Origin of the sequence: Lottiidibacillus patelloidae (genome assembly GCF_002262935.1) — a bacterium.
In the GTDB taxonomy this organism is placed as follows: domain Bacteria; phylum Bacillota; class Bacilli; order Bacillales; family SA5d-4; genus Lottiidibacillus; species Lottiidibacillus patelloidae.
The window spans coordinates 56,065-80,521 of sequence record NZ_NPIA01000006.1 but is presented as its reverse complement, the minus strand read 5'-3'; the positions used below and the strand labels follow the sequence as shown (position 1 = coordinate 80,521).

The window sequence follows — 24,457 nt, the reverse complement described above, 5'->3', positions numbered from 1 at the left end:
TGGAAGGATTATGATATGATTTTATTTTTCCACAATAACCATAAAAATGGATCCTCAACGCGTCGCGGTTGCAAAGTATTAGTAATTTTTGCATCTTTAGGGTTACTTCCTAAAGCACTTATTCCAAAACAAGAATAATTTATGAAATTAGCATTTATTTGACTAATAAAATGTCCGCCACCGAATCTTGTAATATAGTTTTGCATTTGATGATGTACATCTTCAAAGTCTTGTTTATTTATAGCCTGGCTTTCAATATGTGGTGAATTGTTTTTAACGATGGAAGATCCATCGATAATATCATCTAATGCGTCCATTTTTGAAAAAGAGACTGCCACAGGAATATTTATAAGCTGATTTGGTAATATATCTCTACCTTTTTTAATTAAGTTTGCAGTACGAGACAACAAGTCTTCTACCTCAGAATTTTGGTATGGCAAAGGAATTTTACCTTCTAGGCGTTCTCTTACTTCAGTAATCTGTAGTGGGTCTAATAAAAAAATAATACCTGATGAATTATAAATATATTTATTTACTGTTGCCATAGTATCTTCATCATTCATGTCTTCTCCTGCAGTATCAAAGAATGCCAATGTAATGACAGATTTTATTACTTTTTTCCCGAAAATATTCTTTCCAAAAAATGATAAGTTGTACAACAATGGTCTTTGTACTTTCTTATCACTTCGAGCAGACATAGTCACTTGAAGTGTTTCTTTGTTTTTAAATAGAGGATTATGGAAATCTTCCCGGTATCTTCTTATTGTTTCATCACTTAAAGGCTGTAGGGCACAATGAAAAGCCATGCCCATTTCATTCATAATTTTATTTAACAACACCCCTATGTAGTGACTCTTTCCAGCTTCTTTTGCTCCTATTACGGAAATAACAACTTCCTTTTGTAGCCCAAAGGTATACGGAAGCTCTGCAGTACAATGCCCACAAATTCTTGTAGTTGTTGTTTTTTTACATGATTTACAATTACCTTTCATTTTTGAAATGCTTTTACTAGGAAAGGTTTCCTTACAACACTTAAAAAATACTTTTGACTTCACCAATTTTGTAAAGCAATAGGGACAAATTGCTTCCATCTTTTTCTTCATAAATATTCCTCCAATTACCATAATTTGATTTCTTTTAATGTTTTTGGTATTAATTTGATTGAATTATATTGGTTATTGGCAGCATAAAAAAGTTGTACAAAAGAATTAGGCTCAATGAAATCAATCGGTATAACAATTACTAATTTTAAAGAACTCTCGAAATCAATATCTTCCAATTTAATAATAGTCGTTCCATCATATCTATTGATTGGTGGAGTAGAGTATCTTTTAACTAATACTAACGGTGGTATTTTTGATATGTTCCCCTCTTTTTCTAGATGTAACTCAAGCTTTTTGTAACCTCCAAAAAGATCTCTTTTAATAATTATAGAGTAATGTATTTTTGTGATCTGTAGTTGATGAACTAATAGATTAGTACCCATTGATATATAGTTTGAATTATTTGTATTTAGTTCACAATAAGCAGTAAGTAAATACTCATTATCGTTTTCAAACTCAAATATTACTTGTCCACTAGGTTGATTATCTATTCGATTTTTTCTAATTGTATCTATTGGTATATCTGCTTTGTTACAGGAGAATTTATTACTTCTAAAACTAATAAGGGCACTCGTAACGTTATCAGGCCATGACCAACTAATATATGCTTTGCCATTAGTAATATAACTACTTAAATCAGTAACTTCTGAGACATATACAACTTCTTGTAAATCTGCGATTATTCCAACAGAAGCAAACTTCCTTACCGTAATTATAGTTATCTTTGCACTAACGTCTATACTAATCTGAGATCTTCCTGTCTCAGTAATATCTATACTGTTCCAGCCCTCTTTTGTAAACTCATTTAAATCTAACACATTACCTTTAACATATTTTGTATCTAAACAAGAATAATATAGTTCGTGTTGTCCAAGAATAGTTGGGTCATAGTAAACTATGAATCCTTTTTCCATTCTTTCTACCTTGTACTCACTTTTAATCATTAAGTCTTCAATCAATAGTTCTCCATTAGAAAACGTAATAAACTCTTTATCTTCATCTACTACACCAAAACTAACATCTTTATTTATCCTATCTATATATTCGTACTTAGGTTGTATTAGCCAATGTCCACTAGTTGAAACCGCACCCCAAAGTTTATTTTGTTTTACTGGTATAATGTTATTAAATTCCAAGCCAACCTCTTCAAAACTCTCATACATTACTGGAGCAAACATTGCATTTAAGATTAAATATTTATGATCCTCTTTCATTCTGAAAATTGGTGAATCATTATCTTCAAGACCATTAATTCTTTCCCCTACTTTGTCTCCTAATTCATTATAGATGTATATGTTTTCAGCTTTTTTAGCTTCAATTAATTTTTCTTTTTCAAGCCATAAAAATGAGTCATACTCAGCATTAATCACGTATTCATTTGCCCTTGTGAGATCAATTACCCCATATTTATCATTCTCTTTTACAGTTATCAAATGTTTATGTAGTTTTTCTATGTAATTAAATTTAAGGTCATTTATGCTTAACCCATCTTTATCTAACAGAATATATTTCTCATTATCTTGCACAGACCATATATATTTATTTGCATTATTACTATAAAGTTTCCTTCCAACCTTTTTTAAGTTTTGATCTAATAAGTATTCATGCTTATCTTGTGTCACTTTATAGTAACCATCAAATGGAACAAACTCCTTAAACTTTGGTTTAAGTAAAATCTCTCCACTTAGTGTACTAATACCATATTTCTTCCCTTTTTCTATTAGTAATAAATTATCAGAAATCCTATTTATACTCGTATAGGATAAAGAAAGTAAAATCCTCCCTTGGTTATCTATTAAACCCCATTTTCTTTTTTGTTTCACTAGATATAGTGATAAAGAAAGTGTTATTATTTCGTCAAAAACTAACTCTTTATTTAAAAGTTTATTTTCATCAATAAGTTTTTTCTTACCATCTGTGAATATTGCAAGAGACAACTTAGGCTTAGCAGAAGCTACCGTATACTTTTTCCTTCCATCTTGCAAATACAATTCAGTGACTGCTAATTGCTCGGATTTTATTGTACAAACATCAAATTGAGCGTAAATTATAGGTCGAGAGGTGTTATTAAATTTACTCAATTTTTGTGGAGCAATATTAAAAACAACCAACGATTTAAAGCTTATAAAAGAATTCCAAGGTGTAACATCTAAAGATAAAGGTATTATTTTTTCGTTTGGGTGGTTGTATAAATCATCTAAACTGTTAGCATAACCCATAGGAATAGGTCCTAATTTCAGCAAACGCATATTATATTCTTCATTTGTTTCATAAGCTGTTTTTGTTAGTAATATAGGAGTCAATTTTCTTTCTTCACCTAATAATGTTAAGCTAAGTGTTTCTAAATCTGCATATATAACTCCATTGTTAAAAATAAAGCTACAATATATTATGGATATATCTGTGTATTTCAAGTTGTTGATTGCTTGGACTTCTTCCTTTTTTATCCTTAAAAAAAGATTATTTGTTTTTGGGAATTCAATTGGTAATAACTCATTCCATTCACAGTGATAAAAAACATATTTATCAAAAAAAACCTCATTCATCTGCTTTATATACCCTACTGGAAATGTAGTGATTTTCAAGCGCTTAGTGAATTCGTCATCTGTTTCGTTAGGGGTTTGACTAATAGAACTTTCCCATTTATCTAAAACTTGAATAACAGAATTAATTCTTTTTTCCGAAACAACCTCTCCACTCAAATTTACTTCTTTTGTAAATTGTTCAAGTTCACTAAGTTGAGAGATAACTTGTAGCTCTATTCCTATAGCCGAAGCTTTTAGTCTAAGATTACGATCCTCGCTAAACAAAACAACATTCTTTCCATCTTCTTTTAAGAACATCGCATGAGCAATAATTCTATTATCTGGAACCTTTAAATCAAAAGATACATTTCTTTTAATTTTATTCGTTATATATAAATTGTTATCATTCTTCTTGCTTTCAATATTTCTAGAAGCTTCTCTTGCCTTATGACTCTTTATATGATCTGAATTTAGTTTTAATTTATCTAATTCATCAAGGACGGTTGTACATATGACTACATTTACTTCATTATCTTTGATTTTTGAAAATAAATTGACATCATTCATTATAGTATTTGTATCTATTAATAAATATATCATTCTATCCTTCCTTATCTATTGTTTCATTACCTCTACATGGTTTATAAGTAAAGACATTATTTTACATTAAAGACTATATTAATAGTACTTTCGACACATAAGCATTATATCCTTTGAAATAATGTTATATATTTAAATCTTTTGATAATACCAACTTCTTAGTTAATTTATCACGATAGATATGAAGAACAATATGAACAGGTGCTGTATATAACTAATACAAGCTTGGAAATACATACTGGAAGCAACAGTTCTCGCATAAAAACTGTTATAATCCTACGGTTTCATCACACTAGAACAATAATCATTTTGGAGTGGTTAAATCTTTAATTCAGACTTGATAACAAAGGGGGTTTTCATTAATGGGGAGGCTAAACTTTATACTCTTTTAGATAATAATATATGGAAACTATAAGTGTTATCTAATAGATATTGTATTACCAACAACTTAAAACTATTTATATATTTATATCCTAGTTAGTAGATTTTAAAGCCTGCAAAAGGGTCTTTTGGTACAGCAAACCTTAATGATTTCACTTTCTATGTAATTCACTAAAACACATAGAAATAGACGCTCCCAATTCGGGTATCGGCCATATCTGCCTCTTTAGAATTATGGAGAAGCGATTTGATTTTTAAGATATATAACACTTTTCTTCTCTTTTATTACATATCTATCCAATAATATACTGCACCTACCAATGTTTCAAAGCAACCAAATAATAAACCACCCTCTATCTCTTCTCTTCTTCCACTGTATCCGCCTGCAAGCCCCTTTGTTTATAAAGGATTATTAAATACTTTGTCGAAAATAGGATATATGTGGTGAAAATTAACATGCAATATAATTGGAGGGTGTAGATATGTTCAAATTAAATTTAATAAAAAGGAATGACAAGAAGGCTGATAAAAAGAATACGAAAATTTTAAAAGTAATAAACTTTATTACTAACTATAGGGTTTTGTCATTTATTTTTTCTGTTCTATCATTGTATTTAATTTCATTCACTTTACCTCTTGCTAAAGTAAACATTGTTGAATATATGGAGAATGCTAGAACTTTACTTTTAGCATTAGGCGCTGGATTTTTTGGGTTACTAGGGTTTATTGTAGCTGGTTTTTCTTTATCTTCAGGAAAAATGCCAGACACTTTTAAAAAACAATTGAATATGTATAGTTTGGATATGTTTAGAACAAAAAAGCATAAAGATAATCTACTAAATAATTATTTAATTATTAACAAAACGTATTCAGATATTCTTAATGCTTTTAAAAATACCATAGCAATAATTATTTTTAACATTATTTCTACATTTGTTTCATTTATTATAACGCTAATACCAAATGAATTTAATGAGGTATTGTTTTGGTTATGCATCTCAGTAATTGTTACTTCATTTTATCTGGCTATTTTTAATACTATGAAATTATTTAAGCTTGGGATGACACCATTATCAATAGATTTAATTTTTTTCGAATTTGAGATTAGAGAATTGATAGAACACCACTATAGAGAGTTTGGGGAAATTTCATTATTGCTTAGAGAAAGGATTAAGAATAACATAAAGAATGGGGAAGAATATTTAAAGAGATTCGATAAATAATTAATTAGCTTCAGAATCCTCTTTATTTAAATGGCTTTTAAGTGAACTTTTACTAGAGTATGAAATTCCTGACACCGTACCACCTCGTATTTATTGGTCATCCCCGAACACATTTAGATAACTTCCCTAATACGACTTATTTAATATACGGCTTTATGTCATTTGGAATTTCGCTAGCGGATCTTCCCAATACGACCACTCTCATGTGTACCAATTGGATTGAAGTAACGCCAATACTCTATTAATACATCAAACCTTACTATAAAAAAACCAGTCCTTGCTATATAAGCAAGGACTGGTTTTGGTTCTAAATTAGACAACCAACAACAAGTGATAAGCACACCTGCACTACACTGAAAAAGAGAAGTCTCCGCCATATGGAGGTTGCGGAGGAGAGAATGGTGTAAATCTATTTGCTACTCGTGCTGCACGCATTAATTGTTTGTCTAAAGATTCATACGATACGTTAATTCTCTTTTTCTCCCCATTACTGAAAATGACTTCTACACTATTTTTATCTATTTCTATGATGTTTAGAACGTGATGGAAAAATAACCAGATATTTTCGTCATTGTCTGGCGAGTGCGTTGGCACTGCAACTACTCCATGTTCTGGAAATACAGGAATGACCGTACGTTGAATATATTGAAATGTTTTCTGGATTGCTTTTCTGCGCCCTTCATATGTAGATCCACTTATAATGCAAGCTTCGTCCATTAATTTTTTCCAACTATTTTTACTAAATACTGCCTCATTCTCATTAGCATTTTTTATTTTTGTAAGATGATCTGGATGGTTTACCTTTTCTAAATAAAGTGTTTGAGTTGTAATTCCTCCGGCCATATCAATTCGCCCCTTCTTTTCAAGTGATTTATTAAAAAGATTATTAAAGTAAGTCATCACTCATTTCCCTCCTTAAATTTTTTTCAAAATCATAATTTTCACACGAGTGATATTATTACTAGAATAAATAATTAACAAAGTAATTTAAGGGTAAATAGCTTTCTACTTTCATCTCTCATCTACATTACAAATCTACATTACAAATAGAAGACTGATAGGAATCAACTACAGTTAGCTCACCTCTACACTATGAATAATTTCTACCTTCATCTTTCTTCTCTCCCTTCAATATTATTTATCTATTTGTTGAAAATCCAAGGTGTTTATATTCCTATACCCACTTTGAAAAATTTTATAAACCTATTTTTGGAATTTTTTATATTTTTTTAGAAATTTCATTATTAAGGACAGAGCACTAACAAAGTCATGAAGAATTTAATTTTTGAATGTGTAAGGAAATTGAATATAAGCCTGACTTTGGTAATGGTGGGAGCAAGATGCTATGAGAAGTAAAGAATGGGAGATGATTGAGACTATAAGCAGCCAAACGCAAAATAAATGAAGAACTGAACTATGTAATAATTGATCCTTCTTAGGCTATTTTCACCTGGTGTTGCCGCTCCTTTACAAAAGTGGGACAACGATTTTATCTAAAGAGAAAAAAATATTAAAGAAAAAGCCTATTTCTTAGTTTTTCTTAGAAATTAGGCTTGTGGCCATCTGTGACTTTGCAGCAAGCTGTCAGTTTTTTTATTGAACTGTATCCTTGTTCTGCGCTGTAGTTAAATCCCTGTTGAAGAGCAGTCGTAACTTGAAGGATTTTTTGTAAATTAGTTTATTGGTACAAACCTTTTTAGAGTTTCGTGCATCTAATATATTAATAAAGTTTAGGAGGTGAATAATTTGTCAAATTTTCAACAGCAACAAGAATTAAGACAAATGCGTTGTTGCGTTTATCTTAATAACCAATCGGGACGCTTTACAGCGTTTTGTACTCCGGTAGAAGCTTCTGGAACGCTTTGTCCAGAAAGACAAGGACATACAGTTGTTATGGGTTTTACTTTCGGGACAACTCTCCCACCGGGGCAAGCCTGTGAAGGTTGCAGAGATCTGGGACAAGCATTTAACCAAATGAATATGTTCAATGATATGACAATTGAATTCCCAGATCATCTTTAATTTTATTATTAATGAGGCTGGGACATAACTAGCTTCAAATAGTGAGGAAGTTGAATTTGTGCGCACTCAAATTCTCCTTTCTCTTTATCTCGTGTGTAAAATCTTCTCATTTTAGGTAAAGTTCACCATGACTTCTTCTTATACATAACTGCCTAAACTAGAATAGTTGCAGTAATCTAATTCGTTTAGTTGAACAATACTCCACCTTATCTCAACAAAAAGAGCGAGCACTTTTCATTAAGGGAAGTGACAGGTACCCTATTTTATGGAGAATATATCTTTTCAAGATTGCAAGATATTGGCAGTGAGTAAAGTAATAAATGTAAATTAATGAAATAAAGTTCTTTTTTTTATGAATATTAAAATATTAAATGGTAATAATGTATCAAGTCTAAATTTTTCAATCAAAAAAATTCATTCATACTAACTATATAGAGGAGAATGGCTTTGGATAAACTTAATCAATCTTTTATAAAAATTGACACCGCTTGGAAGAAAAGAAGCTTAGCTAAGAAAAATAATCATCAGGAGTTTTTATTAGCTGAGAAGACAATTGATTTACTTAATAAAGAATTGCTAAATTATAAGAAAGGAGACTCGCTAGAATTTTTTAAGGGATACATAATAGGAGATGGACCAAATTCAATTTCAAGTGAAGGTCAAGCCACAAATACACAGAAAAATTTACTGACTTTTTTTGAAGATGACATTACTAAAGATAAAATAAAGGAATTGATTATACTTAAGCAAAATAGCTCAATTATTAAATACCAAAAGATTAATAAGATAAATAGTATTGGCTTATTAGATTATTTGCTTAAATATAAATTTTCAAATGGAAAACGCCCGATCTTATACGTCCATAGAATATTAATAATGATGTATACTGAAATATTTACTACAATAACTGATAGTAAAGCTCTAGAAGAAACACTTAAAGAATTAGATATAAAGAACGTAAAGTCTTTTGCAAATAAACAGGCTCAAATTAGAGAAAAGATAAATGATTATCTTCATATTACAGGAAAAAAGGGAAAAGAAAGTGAATTTTTTGAATGTTCTTTAGCTTGGTGGTTATTAAATTAATATACTCATTAACTAGTAAAAGAGGTGTAATTTATAGGTATGAATTGGTATACAAATTTTTTATGTAATTATAAACAAGATGAAAACCAAGCAACGAAAATTTTATTAAATATATTAGAATTAAATGTTAAATATGCAATTGAATTTATATACTTATTTACTAAAGAAGATAAGATTAATAAAAATGCAAAAATAAACTTCTTTCACCAACGAGTACCTGAATCGCTAGCTAATGAAATGAGATCAAAAAATATCCTACTATGCATATCTGAAGATAGTAAATACGAACAGAATGATTTAATAAATAAATCTAATAGTAGACCAGATGGTGTAATAAAAATAAAAGACTATGATAAAAAGATTAATATTATCATTGAAACGAAAATAAGAAATGCAGAATTAAATAAAGATCAACTTGAAAGGCATAAACAGTTCTTTGGTCATAATAAACCAATAATAATTGAAAAGAAATGGGACGAGGTATTAGACTTTTTAAGAGTAGTAAAAGATAGAGAATTAAATAATAGTGAAAGGGATAATCGATTAATTGTATTAATAAGCGAATACTTAAACTTTTGCATAATAAAAGGTATCGGAAATTTTGAACACGATAAGAATACATTACTTAGTAGCTTTCAATATTATTATGATATAGCAGTCGAGATAGATGAATTTCTATTAAACGGAATGGGTATCGGTGTGGAAGTGTATGAACATGATTTAAAAGTAACAAAAAATGGTATTAATTATAATATGAAAGAGAATGCATTAAAAGATAGATTTGCAAAACTAGAAGCTGATATATACAAAAACAAATACCAATTAATTTTACATTTCTGTAAATCACATGAAAAAGAAGCGTTATTAATACAAGAAGAATACAATATTCCTGTAACAAACAATCCAACAACACATGAATTATGGATACGTCTTGAATGGATAGTTGAGGGGAAAGTAAAAATGGAAACTGTAAAGGAATTATGTAGACTAGCATACTTAAAGAAGTATAATTTAAATTAAGTAAAAATAAAAGTAAGTACTAGGTAAATATGTGCTTAGCACATTCTCCAAAGCCTGTAATTAACTCTTTTACCTGAACTTACATCCATCCTGAGAAAGTGCTGAAAGTTTTGACCTTAAAGATGGTAAGTTCAATTTTGGAGTTGTGCTTCTTTCTTTAGTTTTTTGTTTTCTTTCTTTTTTACACAACAGAAGCTGCAGAGTCTGTTTGATTAACTGCCAATGCATACACCAATGTTTCAATACCCCTTCTAATTTACGTAAATGGGTCACTAAATCAAGAGCGAGTTTGATTTTGCGCATTTTTTTCAGCGCCATGAGTCCACACACATTTCGTAGATTCCTTTTTCTGCTTTCCAACCTTGTTCTTTTTCTGACTTTGTTGGGTCTGCATAGCATTCTCCAATGTCACCTGGTCTACGAACAAAAATGTTATAAGGAATTTCTTTACCTGATGCTTCTTCAAATGACTTTACTAAATTTAGTACGCTATAGCCTTGTCCTGTATCGAGATTATAAGCTTCCACTCCATTTGTACCCATTACTTTTTTTCAAGTGCTTTTAAGTAACTTTCGCTAACTACCATCTGGTGTGTCGTAATCACTATCGATTACGTTTAGCTTGTTCAGCTTACCGACAGCAATATGCGTAATGTATGGCATTAGATTGTTTGAAATAGCGAAGTAAGGCTACGCTCCACTCGTTATCAGATACGAAAATGTCTCTCAAATCGGGAAGTGACAGGCACTCAACACTAACTCGACTCGTCCAGAGTTTTAACACACATAACGCTCTTCAAGAAGTTTTTTCTCGTTAGCAAAGTAGAATTAAACTCGACTCGTACAGAGTATTGTTTCAAGAGAAGAACCCTTCTAAATAAGTTCTCAACACACCAAAAATCCAGCCCACTCTTCTTCTCAAGAGTGCAAGCTGGATTTTTTAACTTTCTACTATAGCTCCAACAATAAATAAAGGAGTTAAGTTTTCCACCTAGAAGTATAGTTAAAATTAGTTACAATCGTATAAAACATAATACTGAAAACAGATAGGTGCGTTTTTTCCTAAACAAAAACGATAGAAATTACACATGCAATCGCACAACATCTATCATCATATATTTTTATCAAAAGAAGGTGAGCCCAATCGACTTAAGACCTAAACATTCCTTACATTCATTTAAAACAAAGCAGTCTGCTGTTAGGCAATTTACTGATCGCGAAAAACCTACTGCTGCTTTTAAAAAAGCATTAAAAGAGAAAGTGACGGACCAATATAAAGTTCTGACATACTATGGCATCGGTGGTATTGGAAAAACTAGACTTCAAGCAGAATTACTTAATAAGGTTGAAGAAATAGATCCGAAAGCTATTAACGTTGTACTAGATTTTAAAGAAGAAAAACTTCGTAATGCTAGTGATGCTTTAATTTCATTGAGAGAACAATTAAGTAAAGAACAGAAAGTAAAGTTCACGACTTTTGACTTAGCTTATGCGATATATTGGACAAAATCTAATCCGCAATTAGATATGAAAGATCCGGCATATCATATTCCTTTTATTGAAGAAGGTAGTTTTATAAGTGAGTTAATCGACCATTTAGAGTATGTCCCTTTTGCTCAATGGGTACCTAAATCATTAAAATTCATTACGGGAATGATGAAATACAAAGACATGCTTTCATGGTGGAATGGACGAGGCAAAGATGTCTTAGCACAGCTGCAAGAAATGAAGCCTTTTGAAATAGAGGAGAGGCTACCTGTTTATTGGGCAGCTGATTTAAAAGATTATTTGAAGAACAATGACTTGTCTGCCATCATTTTTATCGACACTTTTGAAGCACTATGGCAAAACGCTCGGCTAGTTGGGTCTTTTCATAAAAAAGATGAATGGGTTCGTGAGTTCGTGCTACATTTACTAGAAGTGTTATGGGTCATTTGTGGAAGAGAAAAAATAAGATGGGACGAAATAAACCCTTCTTGGAATGACGTTTTAGATCAACATCTTATGGGAGAATTGTCTTCAAATGACTCCAATAAATTTTTATTGTCATGTGGAGTAAATGAAGATGATATTCGTGATGCAATGATTTCTTCTTCCCAAGGGTTACCATACTATCTCGATCTTATGGTCGATACCTATCATTTAATTCAAGAGCAACGTATACCTAAAACAAAAGATTTTGCTAATACTCCTCATGAGATTTCCGAGCGCTTCATGAGATATCTAGACCTTTCTGAAAGAGAATCATTAAAGATTTTAAGCTGTACACGTTTTTGGGATACACATTTGTTTCGCGAACTCATTACTCACTTTAAGACAGGCTATCCAGCGACTGCTTATGATGAATTATTTCGCTTTTCGTTCATTATAAATCACGAAGGCGAGTGGCAAATGCATGCAATTATGAGAGCTAGCCTCCAAGAAGAGATGAAGAAGCAAAGCATGTCACTTTTTAACGATGTTCATCACTATCTCTTCTCCTATTTTGATAACGTTATTACTGCAGATAATCCAGTTGCCTTTAGGGAAGCTTTTTTCCACGGAAGTATATTGGGGAAATCTCAAGAGTTGCTAGAATGGTTTCTTAAACGAGGAGAGCTTTTCAAAAAAGCTGGTTCCTATCAATTGCTATTAAGTTTTGAAGACGAAGTCACCGAAATGTATACAGACAACGAGGATGTTTATGCTTTCTTTGCTACCATTCATATGTATGTAGGAAACTATGAGAAAGCAATCACATACTATGAAAAAACGATAGATATCACCAATGAAGAAAAGCTAACTAATAACATAACAGTTGCTAAATGCTATACTGACCTAGCGGAAATCATGATTCAAATAGCAGAATATGAGAAAGCGTATGCCTATTTGTTTAAGGCGGATAAACTATATGATTTTGTAGTGGAAAGAGGAGATGACGTCGCTACGAACCAAGCACTATTACAAATTCGTCTAGGAAAATTAAACATCCGGTTTGCTAAATATGACGAAGCGATGGAAAATTATACGAAGGCAATTTCTTGTTGCGATCAAGTTTCCACAGTAGAAAGTAAAGGCATCGAAGCACTGGCATATGAAAAACTTGGGGAACTTCTTGGTAGCACTAACCTAGAAAAACAAGGAGAATGTTATCACCAATCGGTCGCTTTATATAAAGAAGCACTCCAAGGAAAAACAGCTACAAATAACATGCGCTTACTAACGAATCAAGGGCTTGCATACAAACGACTAGCAGAATATTATTGTTCAAAAAATGAGTTGCCAGAAGCAATGAAAAGCTTCCGTGAGGCACTATCCATTTACGAACGTGTGCTAGAAAAAGCTCCTAATTTTGTAGATACATTAGAAAAGAAGGGACATGCCTCTGTGGACTACCTCGCCCTGTTAATTAAGGTTGGATTCTACGAAGACGCACTACAAGTATTCGAAGACGCAAAAGATGCGTTCCAAAAAGCTTTAGAACTCTCGCCACAACAAGGTAGTTCACGAAACCGTTTAGCTTCGGCATATCGTGAAATTGCTGGACTGTACTTAACAAAAGGTGAAGCAACACAAGCAATAGCTACCCTTCATGAAGCCTTGAAGCTAAGTGAAGAGACTCGTAAATATAGCCCTGACTATATTTATGTTAATAATAGTATCGGGAAAATACACAAACGTTTAGCAGAAGCATATATAACTTTGAATGAAAATAAGATGGTCCAATTTCACTATACAGAAGCGCTAGAATACTTCAATAAAATGCTAGAAAAAGCACCTGGTTTACGAGGAACATTACAAAACATTGCTGAAATAGAGGAAAAGATGCAGCAACTTTAAACCTATCCTATAAAAATTAACGTACTCATGCCCAAAAAAGATCCAGCCAAAATCGCTCTTTAGCGCCGGCTGGATTTATCTTTTTATATACTATTCATTCGCTAAATCAATGATTTCTTGTAGTACCTTTTTCAACTTCCTACAGCTTGTATCGATCGTACCCAAATGCTCATTACGAATGACTAACGTTATTGTGTCAAACTCTTCTCCATCAGTAAATCTCCACCACGAATGGCTTGTTGGAGCATTTTTTTCAATCGGAATATACTTCAAGTTACTAGTTGGGTCAATCACTTGTGCGACAGATTCTCGCGTTAACGAAGCCTCCACCTAAACCTATACCGAATGTACTTCCAACCCTTTAATACCTATACTTTGAACTACACCCAAACAATCACCCCTGAAAAAATTGTTTGCACACCTATTCCCGGTAATCTGCTGTCCAAAACACTTTAAAACACAAAAAATACAGCCCGTGCTCCTTTAAGAGCACAAACTGGACATACTTTTTTATTCGACAAACTTCATCAAACTCCGGGAAGTGACAGGCACGCAAAAATTAGTACATTTTTAAATATTATGTAACTCATAAAAGTGCTAATTAATACTACAGAATTTAACTGAAAAATATTTATATGAATTACAATTAATAAGGATAAGTATGATGTACCAAAAAAGTTCATGGCTGTTTTTTTGTCTATTATTAATATTAATATAGTTATTAATAGAAAAACAAATCCATCACTATATTGATTTCTTTGCTGTGCATTTACACCAATTAATAGGAATAATAACATAACCTGTAATACTATTGCTAATAAATTATTTTCTTTAAGATAATTAATTAGTTTATCAAACGGATTTGTTTTATACAAAATAATAATCCTCCTAAGTAAATAATCCTAAGCTAATAAATTGTACATAACACAAATATACCCGCCAAGCCAATAATTGGCATAACGGGATTTTGATAAATTTACTTTTTCTTATAATACTCAACATACCAATCAGCAAACTTCTGCAAGCCTTCTTCGATTGAAGTTTCAGGCTTAAACCCAACTGCTTTTTGTAATAAGTCGGTTGAAGCATAAGTTGCTGCCACATCTCCAGGCTTAATAGGCTCAAATACTTTTTCAAATTGAACTTCTCTGGCTAATGATGTGCTTAGACACTTCTCTAATGTTTCAATGAATGTCATTAACTTCTCTGGATTGTTATTTCCAATGTTGAATAATTCATGTTGAACTTCTCCTTCAGGAGGATTACTTAACAAGCGTTCAATTCCTTCAACAATGTCATCAATATAAGTGAAGTCACGATATAGGTCATTTTCAAAGTCACCGTTATTAAAAATCTTAATTGGTTCATTTGCAAAATACTTATCCGTAAATCCAAAGTAAGCCATATCTGGTCGTCCCATTGGACCATATACTGTAAAGAAGCGAAGCCCTGTTGCAGGAATTTTATATAAGTGGCTATACGTATGAGCCATTAATTCATTTGATTTCTTAGTAGATGCATATAATGAAACAGGGTTGTCCACAAAATCAGTTTCTTCAAATGGTATCTTTTTATTGGATCCGTAAACAGAGCTTGAGGAAGCATAGACAAGGTGATCCACCGGATAGTGTCTGCATGCTTCAAGTATATGGTAAAAACCAATGACATTGCTTTGAATATATACGTCTGGATTTTCTATTGAATAACGAACTCCTGCTTGTGCAGCCAAGTTTACAACAATATTTGGCTTGTACTCTTCAAAAATATTGATAATTGTACCTTTGTCGGAGATATCTCCTTTTATAAAGGTAAACTTATCAAATGGTTTCAGCTGTTCCAAACGAGTATGTTTAAGGTTTACATCATAGTAATCATTAACATTATCTATACCAATCACATGGCATCCTTGTTCTAATAGTTTTTTAGATAAATAGTAACCTATGAAGCCCGCTGCACCAGTGACAAGGTAAGTTTTATTAGCATTAAGAGTTTTGTATTTCAATGTTCTTCGACTCCTTTTTACCTTCTCTACTTGCAGGTTGTCTTCCAATGGAGTGGTATTCAACTCCAACTTCTTGCATTTGTTCTACATCATAAATATTTCTTCCATCGTACACTAAAGGAGTTCTCATTAACTTCTTATAGTTTTCAGGCGTGACTGCTTTAACTTCTCCCCATTCAGTAAAGATAAAGCAGACGTTTGCATCTTCTAATGCATGTTCAACATTAGAAACATACGTAATTGTTCCCTTGCCATTCTTATCTTCTGGATGCACTTTCGCAAAGTTAGCTGCTCCTACCGGATCATAAGCATAAATATCTGCACCTTGCTCTAATAATAAAGGCACATTTTCAAGAGATGCTGCTTCCCGTAAATCATCCGTTCCAGGTTTGAATGTTAAGCCTAATACAGCAACTTTAAGACCGTTAAATGTAATAAGTCTTTTGCTAGCTTTTTTATACAACATTGTCTTTTGTTTATTATTAACATCAATTGCAGCCTTTACAGTTTTCAGCTCATATCCGTTCTGTTTTGCTATATATTCAAGTGCTTTTGTATCTTTAGGGAAGCATGAACCTCCATAGCCAATACCTGCATTTAAAAATTTATTACCGATACGCGCATCATAACTCATACCTTTTGCTACATCCTGAACATCAGCTCCAACTAATTCACAAAGGTTCGCAATATCGTTCATATAAGAAATCTTAAGTGCAAGAAAGTCATTAGAAGCATACTTAATCATCTCAGCAGACCTTCTATTTACTGACACAATTGGTAATTTAAACGGTTCATAGATTTTCATCAATCGCTCTTCAGCCCATTTACTTTCCGTACCGATTATAATTCGTTCCGCTTGCAATGTATCATGTACAGCTGAACCTTGTGCTAAAAACTCTGGATTAGATGCTACTTCTACTTTGACATCGCTAACTAAAAAGTCTTGGATAAATTGCTCTACTTTATCATTCGTCCCAACTGGAACAGTTGATTTTACAACAACTAAACAATCTTTTTCAACGGATTCAGCAATTTGCCTTGCAACTGTAGCGATATATGATAGATTTGCAGAACCATCTGGTTGCTCTGGAGTACCAACTCCAATAAATATTGCATCTGCATCCTTATAAACTGATTTATAATCAGTTGTGTAATCAATTGTTCCAGCATTATAATTTTTCTGCATTAAATCTTCCAAACCAGTTTCAAATATAGGAGATATGCCAGATTTCATTAACTTTACTTTATCTTCATCAATATCCACACAGGATACGTGATGGCCAACTTCAGCAAAGCATACACCTGCCACTAAGCCGACATAGCCTGTTCCAGCCACTGCAATTTTATACATGATTAATTTCCTTTCAATAAGTATGATAATTTATATATATTAATTACATACGGGATCACACAAATTAGAATTAATTCTAATTTTTACTTGATACAAATAAATCTTTGTACTTATCCTTATTAGTGGTGAAAGATTATCAATTCGAGAGAGTATCCAAGGACATATGTCGCAAGTACTGTTCAATCTTTAGAATAGATTACTTTTTCAATTCCCTCGACACTTTAGTTATCTTTCCAGAAAATATTTTAATCTTATATCTCTATTATAAATAAATGTATCACCTTACGCCTACACTATGATAGACCCTAATGTCAGGTTATTCAATATAGTCCAGGCACGTTCTACGGGAAAAGGGTTTAGTGATTATCTGAATTACTTGAAGAGGAACTGGATTGAAACAAAAAGGAACTTAATTTTGATTAGTTTTGTTGTATATAATGTAGCATCTTCTTTATTACTTCATTTTCTCAGCTATTAAAATTAAATTCTAGTCGGAAATCTATAACATTCATCTTTTTAGCAAATATTACCTATATTCGTAAAATAAATTCTTTAAACTAACATTTAAGATATGAATGATTAGCCCTCTTTCCTGACTATAGATGCTTCACTTTTACTAATATACATTTTTTCATAATATTTAGTGTATTCCTTTGAGATTATACTATTAATCCACTCACTATTATTTACATACCAATCTATAGTCTCTTCTATACCCTCTTCTATCGTATATAATGGTTTCCAGCCTAATTGTGATGTTATTTTGCTATTGTCGATGGCGTATCTTCTGTCATGTCCTGGACGATCTTTAATATATTTAATAAGTGAATTAGATTTTCTTAGCTTTTTTAATATCACACTAACTATTTCTATATTTGTTTTTTCATTGTTTCCACCTATATTATAGATTTCTCCCTCACTACCTTTATGTAGGACAGTATCGATAGCAGAACAGTGATCGGAAACATGTAGCCAGTCTCTTACTTGCATTCCATCTCCATACACAGGTAATTCTCTTTCTCTAATGCAGTTAACAATCATAAGAGGAATAAGTTTCTCCAAGAATTGATATGGACCATAATTGTTACTACAGCGAGTAATGTTAACTGGCATATTATATGTTTCGTGGTATGCTCTTACAAGTAAATCTGCACTGGCTTTAGAGGCTGAGTACGGGCTATTTGGCATTAAAGGCGTAGTCTCTACAAACTTCCCTGTTTCACCTAAGCTACCATAAACTTCATCAGTAGAGACTTGTAAAAATTTAACACCAGGTTTAAATCTTCTGCAGTATTTGTCACTGGGGTTTAATTTCCAGTTTTTCTTTGCAACATCAAGAAGTACCTGAGTCCCAATTACGTTAGTACTTAAAAATATCTCTGGTTCTTCAATACTTCTATCAACATGGGACTCTGCTGCAAAGTTTATAACAGTATCAATTTCGTGTGACTGAAATATTTCTTCTATTTGCTTTCTGTTTCTAATATCTACCTTTAAAAAAGTGTGGTTTGGATTATCTAAAACACTCTCTAAATTTTCAAGATTTCCAGCATAAGTAAGTTTGTCTATATTTATTATTTTAAAGTCCGGGTGCTTGTGTAACATCATTTTGACAAAATTGCTACCTATAAAACCTGCACCACCGGTAACTAAGATATTTTTCATTGTCATAATCCTCTCTTTTTTAATCAGCTGACTTTCCCAATACAAAATACTACTATTATAATAAATGTTAACAGAACGTAATTAACACATGCTTAAGTTTCAATAAATTGAATTTCCATAGTAATACAAGCTAAGATTTTGCTATGCTTAATATATATTTTCCATATTCAGTTTTTTTATAGACTTGTCCTAGTTTACAAAGCGCTTCTTTACTTATCCATTGGTTTTTATATGCAATTTCTTCTAAACAAGCTATATATAGCCCTGTTCTTTTCTGCATAGTCCTCACAAAGTCAGAAGCATTTGCTAATCCATCATAAGTTCCAGTATCAAGCCACGCAAAACCTCGTCCCAATAATTCTACCTTAAGCCTTTGCTCATTTAGATATCCTTTATTTAAGTCAGTAATTTCTATTTCACCTCGAGCTGAAGCTTTTAAGCTCTTTGCTCTATTGATTACACTGTTGTCATAGAAGTATAAACCTGGGATTGCATAATTTGATTTTGGTTGATTAGGCTTTTCTTCTAATGATAAAACATTACCTTCTGAATCAAACTCAACAACTCCAAATTCACTAGGGTCTTTTACATAATATCCGAATATTACAGCCCCATCTTTTACAGAACCTGCAGCGTCCAATCTTGGAACAAAGCCTTGCCCATAAAAAATATTATCACCTAGAATTAAACAAACACTGTCATTTCCAATAAACTCTTCTCCAACTATAAAAGCATCTGCTAAACCTCTTGGTCTTTCTTGCACTTGATAAGTAATTTTCATGCCTAGAGAAGAACCATCGCCTAGCAGATTCTTATAGAAGTCAATATACTCCGGGTTAGATATTATTAATACTTCTCTAATTTTAGATAACATAAGAACACTCAAAGGATAATAAATCATAGGTTTATCATAAATAGGCAATAATTGCTTACTTATTCCTTTAGTTATTGGGAAAAGTCTTGTTCCTTTACCTCCAGCCAAAATAATTCCTTTCATAAATAAATCCTCCCAAACTCCAATTTTCTGTTATTACAATCATTTTATTCGATTACATTATCATGCAAGGTATTAATTATTCTGGCAACTTTTTATTATACTATACCATTTTAAATTCTCGTATTTCCCTCGAATAATAACATGTTCTGCAAATTCTCCTTCATATTTAAAACCATACTTTTCATAAAAACGGATAGCTCTTGTATTGCTAGATATAACATTTAAATACACTTTATGAAGTTCTAATTCCTTGAATGCTATATCTATTATTTTGTCAGTCGCTCTCTTGGCAATATTATTACCCATAGCTTTTTTCCTCAAACTAATCGCATACTCTGCATTAGCATCTTGATAATTAATATTTTTCAGGCTAATTGTTCCAAGATACTCATCGTTTTGATCTACGATTGCAAAATGCTTATCTTTTTCATTCACATCTGCATTAGTTATAAAGTCAATGATTTGTTCCTCACTAATTTTATTTGGATCAAATCGAAAGTAGCTATTTATTTCTGGATCAATCATCCATTCAAGCATACCAAATTTATCTTTTAGCTCCAATTTTCTTATTTTCATATAAAGTCACAACCTCTCTATTAGTTGTCATTTCTCCTAATTAATGAAGTTATTATAGTTTTTATATCTCTGGTGTATAAAATAAAAATTAAGACTATTCCTAAGAACGAGAAAATATTACTGTTAATATTATCAAATAAAAAAATTATAATAACTGTAGCAGCTGTGGCCATACTGACTAAAATAAACCTTGTACTAATTTCTATTAATTTTACTCTTTTTACCATAATTATCATAATTATAGCGGATATGGAATATCCAATTAAGGTAGCTAAAGATGCCCCCTTAATTCCGTAGGTATTAATGAAAATATAATTTAATGTAACATTGGTTAATACTCCAATAATTAAACTTACTGTAATTAAGTAACTCTTTTTGGCAATAAGAAATTGGTTTCCTGCAGTTTGAAACAACATCAAAAGTAGAGGTGACAAGAACAAATATGGGAAAACAGAAGAACCAAGAACGTAATCGCCTGTGAAAATTATCCTGAATATAAAGTCATCAAAAAAAATCGCAATGAAAAATGCAAAAAATGATATTATTCCTAAATATTCTAATATCTTAGATGTTAATCCCACTTGATCCTTATCTTTCATTGTCGAATATGCAAAGTATTGCCACCCTCCAGAAAATGCTGTATATATGAAAAGACTTATTGAAGCTACCTTAGCCCCCACTGAATATATACCCACTTGTGCTAAATTAAGCATATTAGCAATCATTATCTTGTCCATGGAATTAAATACCCAATAAATAATAAAAGTAGGCATTAACGGAAGTCCTATTTTAAACAATTCCTTTATAATCTTTTTATCGAAAACCTTCAAATTAAAGAATTTTCTATTAAGTGTTATAAAGAAAATGAGTATAATTGAAGCCGAAACCAAGTTTCCATAAATCATACCTTTATATCCAAATCCAAAGTAAACTAATGTAATTGCTAAAATATAATAAGTAATCGAGTACAATAGACCAGATACAACATAAACGGTTCTTTTATTCTGTATTCTTGTAGGAGTTGATATAATCTTACTAATAGCTGCAATAAGTAACCCTATTGAAGCCATAACAACTATAGAGCCACTCTGTATATCTCCTAAAAAAAACTGTGAAAGAGAGTGATTAAAGAAAATTAATATGATTGACAAAATAAGAGATGATATTAATACTATAATCAACGATAAGGAAGTAACTCGTTGTCTATAATCTTTATCATCTTTTTCAAAATATTCTCTAAACATGGCATCATTCATACCAAGTACAGCAAGACTTGAACCAAGACTCATAATTGTGATATACATATCAAACTTTCCAAATTCAGCAGTATCTGTTAAAAGCCGCGTAATAATAGGTAACATTAATAATGGTACTACTTTATTTAATGCATTTATAGCTCCATAGGCCATAAAGTTTTCTATAAACAATTTCGCTCTACTTTTAGACATATTTTACACTCTTCTTTTTTAGGCTCTTCATAAAAAGACCTTAAAATTTATTTAATATATCTACGACATAATCTATTTCTTCATTCTTCATTCCATTATATAGCGGCAGACTTAAGAGTTCATTTGAGTATTTTTCTGTGGTAGGAAGATCTCCTTCATTGTATCCCAACTTACTGTAACATTCAGCCATATGTGGTGGAATTGGATAATGAATCTGAGTTTTGATACCATTATCAAATAAATATTCTTGTAATCTATCTCTCATTGAACATTGAATTACAAACAAGTGGTATACATGTTCTGCATTTTCAAGTTTTTCAGGAAGTAATACTTTATTATTGTTTATACTGGTATGATATCTTCTTGCAATTCTTATTCTGTCTTCTGTAAGCTCATTAAAATATTTTAGTTTGACACTTAAAAGAGCTGCCTGTATCTCATCTAATCTGGAATTAACACCTTCAATTTCGTTACGGTATTTTACTTTACTACCGTAGTTACGCATCATCCTAATTTTTTCAGCTAAAGTAGGATCATCAGTAATAATTGCTCCTGAATCCCCGAAAGCCCCCAAATTCTTAGTAGGATAAAAACTAAAACAACCAATATCTCCAAATGTACCAGTAATTTGACCCTCAAATCTTGCTCCATGAGATTGAGCACAGTCCTCTACCAAGTATAAATTATATTTTTCAGCTAACTCCTTTATTTTTCTCATATTACAAGCTTGTCCATAAAGGTGAACGGGAAGTATTGCTTTTGTCTTACTCGTAATAGCATCTTCTATTTTGTCAACATCAATATTATAATACTTATCCGGTTCCACAAATACTGGTGTAGCACCATTTTCTGTAATACCAATCACTGAAGCAATATAAGTATTGGCTTGTACAATAACCTCGTCTCCTTCACCAATGCCCAAAGCTCTAAAAGCAAGTATTAACGCATCCAGACCTGAATTAAGTCCCACACAGTATTTACTTCCACAAAATTCTGCATATTTATCTTCAAATTTTTCTACTTCATTACCGAGTGTGTACCATGCAGAATTTAGAACACGAATTGCTGCATCATTGTATTCTTTTTCATACATTTTGTATTGCCTATCTAGTACATTAAATTCGATATTTCTTTTCCTCATTCCAGAAACCTCTCTTTACCAATTCTATAAACTCATCATAGTCTCTAATGTAATCTTCTTCATTATAATAATCTGAAGCAGCAACACATAATACTGAACCTTCTTTCCTCCAGTACATATCATGCCAGTAGCCTTCCGATACAAGCAATGCTTTATCGGGTGAATCTAAAATATATCTATTTTCTACCACGCCATCATTTAGGATAACTTCAATTTGTCCATATGGACACCAAAGTATCTGCTTCAGTTTCTTATGGGCATGCATTCCTCTTTTTGTGCCAATGGGTACATCGTATGTGTAGTATATTCGTTTAATTTCGAAAGAAATCTCCCTTCCTGTCTCGAAAAATGAAAGAAACCCTAAATTTTTGTCTCCATTGGTAGTTAAATTTAATAAAAATTTATCCATTTTTGTTTTTCACCTCTACTGAATTCCAGGTATCAATGTATTTTTGAGCCACTTCAATATGGTTGTGAAATTCTTCAACAAACAACCTTGACTTTTCGCCTATTTCTACTATACCTTTTTTATTTAGTACTAGTTTTTCTAACTTGTTATAAATATCATCAGAAGAAGGAAGTATATTAATAACTGGAATGTCACTTCTCTTAAATTCTTCTTGGTTTTCTTGTTCATTCCCACTAAGCACTACTTTCCCCATAGCCATTGAAAATACTGCATTCATTCCATATTCATATGATAAGGCTTGGTCAATAACAACATTAGTCTCATTAAGAACACTTAGGTACTTATCAAGAGGCATTTTACCATCTATTAATATTTCTACATCATTAGGATATTTTTCTTTAAGCCTATTCATTGCTTCTATGATATATTTAGACCCTTTGAATCCTTCACGGGTTATTCCATGAAAAATTTTCAATTTATTATTCTTAATGTTTTGAGGAGTAAACTGAATTTTATTAATATTCACTGGAAATTGAATTGTATTTAATAATTTTGGATGTGACCTGAAAGCTTCAGCGTAAGTGAAAAGTGTTGGGATTATTCCATCAACAAGGTTTGCAATTTCAATATTATTATTAATATATTTCTTTTTAGTAAATGGATTATTTCCATTTAAATCATATTTTATTGTAGGGTCTAAATAATTATATCTTAGCTCTTTTCTAATTTTATAAACAAAATAATTGCTTCCACAAGAAGATAGGAATAACTTACCAGACCTTTTTTTTATACTTTCGATCAATCTGTAATTATAATTAAACTTCAGACTACCAAAAGGCACAGGACCAATTAATTGTACACTATCATAATTGTAATAGTGTTTTATTCCACCAAATGGAAAGGTTAGCATATCGATTTTCTGCATCAAGCCCTTTCTTGATGTTGGATAGATTAAGTCTGATTTGGATGTCTTCTTATAACCATCACCTGAAGTAGCTAAATCAACCTTGTATCCTAATTCCATCAGTCCATCTTTTAAGTTTTTATGAAAGCCGCTGTAATCACCTAATAATAAAATCTTCATATATTT

20 protein-coding genes and 1 pseudogene are annotated in these 24,457 nt (G+C 31.6%); 5 read left to right on the top strand and 16 right to left on the bottom strand.

The window, feature by feature from the left end; genetic code table 11:
- Positions 1–8: 8 nt before the first annotated feature.
- A complete protein-coding gene (locus CIB95_RS11715) occupies positions 9–1,103 on the bottom strand; it encodes a TRAFAC clade GTPase domain-containing protein (RefSeq protein ID WP_198949197.1) in 1,095 nt (364 codons plus the stop codon).
- 14 nt (positions 1,104–1,117) lie between these two features.
- Positions 1,118–4,228, bottom strand: coding sequence for a PIN domain-containing protein (locus CIB95_RS11710; RefSeq protein ID WP_094925395.1), 3,111 nt, complete (start codon positions 4,226–4,228; stop codon positions 1,118–1,120).
- Positions 4,229–5,091: 863 nt separating this feature from the next.
- Here CIB95_RS11710 and CIB95_RS11705 point away from each other — a divergent pair.
- Positions 5,092–5,832, top strand: coding sequence for a hypothetical protein (locus CIB95_RS11705; RefSeq protein WP_094925393.1), 741 nt, complete (start codon positions 5,092–5,094; stop codon positions 5,830–5,832).
- Positions 5,833–6,180: 348 nt separating this feature from the next.
- Here the strand turns inward: CIB95_RS11705 and CIB95_RS11700 are convergent, their stop codons facing one another.
- Positions 6,181–6,732, bottom strand: a complete 552-nt coding sequence (locus tag CIB95_RS11700) for a competence protein ComK (RefSeq protein ID WP_233144133.1) — start codon at positions 6,730–6,732, stop codon at positions 6,181–6,183.
- A gap of 846 nt (positions 6,733–7,578) precedes the next feature.
- Here CIB95_RS11700 and CIB95_RS11695 point away from each other — a divergent pair.
- The 3 genes from CIB95_RS11695 to CIB95_RS11685 all read left to right on the top strand — a co-directional run bounded on the left by CIB95_RS11695 (position 7,579) and on the right by CIB95_RS11685 (position 9,960).
- Complete coding sequence (locus CIB95_RS11695; protein WP_094925389.1) at positions 7,579–7,854, top strand: hypothetical protein; 276 nt, start codon at positions 7,579–7,581, stop codon at positions 7,852–7,854.
- Between the two features lie 447 nt (positions 7,855–8,301).
- Entirely contained in the window at positions 8,302–8,940 is a 639-nt protein-coding gene (locus CIB95_RS11690; protein WP_094925387.1) for a hypothetical protein, read from the top strand.
- A gap of 39 nt (positions 8,941–8,979) precedes the next feature.
- Positions 8,980–9,960: a hypothetical protein gene (locus CIB95_RS11685; RefSeq protein ID WP_094925385.1), complete on the top strand. Its 981-nt coding sequence runs from the start codon at positions 8,980–8,982 to the stop codon at positions 9,958–9,960.
- A gap of 69 nt (positions 9,961–10,029) precedes the next feature.
- On the opposite strand, the gene CIB95_RS11680 is transcribed toward CIB95_RS11685, so the two are convergent.
- Together CIB95_RS11680 and CIB95_RS16605 are read right to left on the bottom strand one after the other, a co-directional pair.
- Entirely contained in the window at positions 10,030–10,278 is a 249-nt protein-coding gene (locus tag CIB95_RS11680) for a hypothetical protein (RefSeq protein ID WP_094925383.1), read from the bottom strand.
- Positions 10,269–10,689: pseudogene (locus CIB95_RS16605) on the bottom strand (GDP-mannose 4,6-dehydratase); the annotation flags it as partial. The gene CIB95_RS11680 and the pseudogene CIB95_RS16605, both read right to left, overlap by 10 nt.
- A gap of 404 nt (positions 10,690–11,093) precedes the next feature.
- Here CIB95_RS16605 and CIB95_RS11670 point away from each other — a divergent pair.
- The gene (locus tag CIB95_RS11670; protein WP_094925379.1) at positions 11,094–13,778 is read left to right on the top strand and encodes a tetratricopeptide repeat protein; all 2,685 of its coding nucleotides are present in this window, start codon (positions 11,094–11,096) and stop codon (positions 13,776–13,778) included.
- Between the two features lie 90 nt (positions 13,779–13,868).
- Here CIB95_RS11670 and CIB95_RS11665 read toward each other — a convergent pair whose 3' ends face one another.
- From CIB95_RS11665 to CIB95_RS11615, 11 genes are all read right to left on the bottom strand, one after another.
- Positions 13,869–14,108, bottom strand: coding sequence for a hypothetical protein (locus CIB95_RS11665; RefSeq protein ID WP_142296502.1), 240 nt, complete (start codon positions 14,106–14,108; stop codon positions 13,869–13,871).
- A gap of 197 nt (positions 14,109–14,305) precedes the next feature.
- Positions 14,306–14,653 (bottom strand): hypothetical protein, encoded by a 348-nt coding sequence (locus tag CIB95_RS11660; RefSeq protein WP_094925375.1) that lies wholly within the window; start codon positions 14,651–14,653, stop codon positions 14,306–14,308.
- 101 nt (positions 14,654–14,754) lie between these two features.
- Positions 14,755–15,780 carry a GDP-mannose 4,6-dehydratase gene (locus tag CIB95_RS11655; RefSeq protein WP_094925373.1) on the bottom strand — a complete coding sequence of 342 codons (1,026 nt, stop codon included), beginning with the start codon at positions 15,778–15,780 and terminating at the stop codon, positions 14,755–14,757.
- The gene (locus CIB95_RS11650; RefSeq protein ID WP_094925371.1) at positions 15,761–17,131 is read right to left on the bottom strand and encodes a UDP-glucose dehydrogenase family protein; all 1,371 of its coding nucleotides are present in this window, start codon (positions 17,129–17,131) and stop codon (positions 15,761–15,763) included. Before CIB95_RS11650 ends, CIB95_RS11655 begins: the two co-directional genes overlap by 20 nt.
- Before the next feature lie 579 nt (positions 17,132–17,710).
- Positions 17,711–18,796: a dTDP-glucose 4,6-dehydratase gene (rfbB, locus tag CIB95_RS11645; protein WP_094925369.1), complete on the bottom strand. Its 1,086-nt coding sequence runs from the start codon at positions 18,794–18,796 to the stop codon at positions 17,711–17,713.
- Positions 18,797–18,926: 130 nt separating this feature from the next.
- The gene (gene rfbA / locus CIB95_RS11640; RefSeq protein ID WP_094925367.1) at positions 18,927–19,793 is read right to left on the bottom strand and encodes a glucose-1-phosphate thymidylyltransferase RfbA; all 867 of its coding nucleotides are present in this window, start codon (positions 19,791–19,793) and stop codon (positions 18,927–18,929) included.
- A 72-nt stretch (positions 19,794–19,865) separates the two neighbouring features.
- Positions 19,866–20,369: a GNAT family N-acetyltransferase gene (locus CIB95_RS11635; protein ID WP_094925365.1), complete on the bottom strand. Its 504-nt coding sequence runs from the start codon at positions 20,367–20,369 to the stop codon at positions 19,866–19,868.
- A 20-nt stretch (positions 20,370–20,389) separates the two neighbouring features.
- Positions 20,390–21,817, bottom strand: coding sequence for an oligosaccharide flippase family protein (locus tag CIB95_RS11630; RefSeq protein WP_094925363.1), 1,428 nt, complete (start codon positions 21,815–21,817; stop codon positions 20,390–20,392).
- 40 nt (positions 21,818–21,857) lie between these two features.
- Positions 21,858–22,958 carry a DegT/DnrJ/EryC1/StrS family aminotransferase gene (locus CIB95_RS11625; protein ID WP_094925361.1) on the bottom strand — a complete coding sequence of 367 codons (1,101 nt, stop codon included), beginning with the start codon at positions 22,956–22,958 and terminating at the stop codon, positions 21,858–21,860.
- Positions 22,933–23,367 (bottom strand): sugar 3,4-ketoisomerase, encoded by a 435-nt coding sequence (locus CIB95_RS11620; RefSeq protein WP_094925359.1) that lies wholly within the window; start codon positions 23,365–23,367, stop codon positions 22,933–22,935. The genes CIB95_RS11625 and CIB95_RS11620 overlap by 26 nt, the downstream gene beginning before the upstream one ends.
- Positions 23,360–24,451 (bottom strand): glycosyltransferase family protein, encoded by a 1,092-nt coding sequence (locus CIB95_RS11615; RefSeq protein ID WP_094925357.1) that lies wholly within the window; start codon positions 24,449–24,451, stop codon positions 23,360–23,362. The genes CIB95_RS11620 and CIB95_RS11615 overlap by 8 nt, the downstream gene beginning before the upstream one ends.
- Positions 24,452–24,457: the final 6 nt, after the last annotated feature.

Coding starts and splice junctions, on each gene's coding strand:
- CIB95_RS11625 (WP_094925361.1), bottom strand. CDS start 22,958: ATGAGGAAAAGAAATATCGAATTTAATGTACTAGATAGGCAATACAAA.
- CIB95_RS11630 (WP_094925363.1), bottom strand. CDS start 21,817: ATGTCTAAAAGTAGAGCGAAATTGTTTATAGAAAACTTTATGGCCTAT.
- CIB95_RS11650 (WP_094925371.1), bottom strand. CDS start 17,131: ATGTATAAAATTGCAGTGGCTGGAACAGGCTATGTCGGCTTAGTGGCA.
- CIB95_RS11705 (WP_094925393.1), top strand. CDS start 5,092: ATGTTCAAATTAAATTTAATAAAAAGGAATGACAAGAAGGCTGATAAA.
- rfbB (WP_094925369.1), bottom strand. CDS start 18,796: ATGAAAAATATCTTAGTTACCGGTGGTGCAGGTTTTATAGGTAGCAAT.
- CIB95_RS11635 (WP_094925365.1), bottom strand. CDS start 20,369: ATGAAAATAAGAAAATTGGAGCTAAAAGATAAATTTGGTATGCTTGAA.
- CIB95_RS11715 (WP_198949197.1), bottom strand. CDS start 1,103: ATGAAGAAAAAGATGGAAGCAATTTGTCCCTATTGCTTTACAAAATTG.
- rfbA (WP_094925367.1), bottom strand. CDS start 19,793: ATGAAAGGAATTATTTTGGCTGGAGGTAAAGGAACAAGACTTTTCCCA.
- CIB95_RS11615 (WP_094925357.1), bottom strand. CDS start 24,451: ATGAAGATTTTATTATTAGGTGATTACAGCGGCTTTCATAAAAACTTA.
- CIB95_RS11685 (WP_094925385.1), top strand. CDS start 8,980: ATGAATTGGTATACAAATTTTTTATGTAATTATAAACAAGATGAAAAC.
- CIB95_RS11680 (WP_094925383.1), bottom strand. CDS start 10,278: ATGGCGCTGAAAAAAATGCGCAAAATCAAACTCGCTCTTGATTTAGTG.
- CIB95_RS11620 (WP_094925359.1), bottom strand. CDS start 23,367: ATGGATAAATTTTTATTAAATTTAACTACCAATGGAGACAAAAATTTA.
- CIB95_RS11700 (WP_233144133.1), bottom strand. CDS start 6,732: ATGACTTACTTTAATAATCTTTTTAATAAATCACTTGAAAAGAAGGGG.
- CIB95_RS11710 (WP_094925395.1), bottom strand. CDS start 4,228: ATGATATATTTATTAATAGATACAAATACTATAATGAATGATGTCAAT.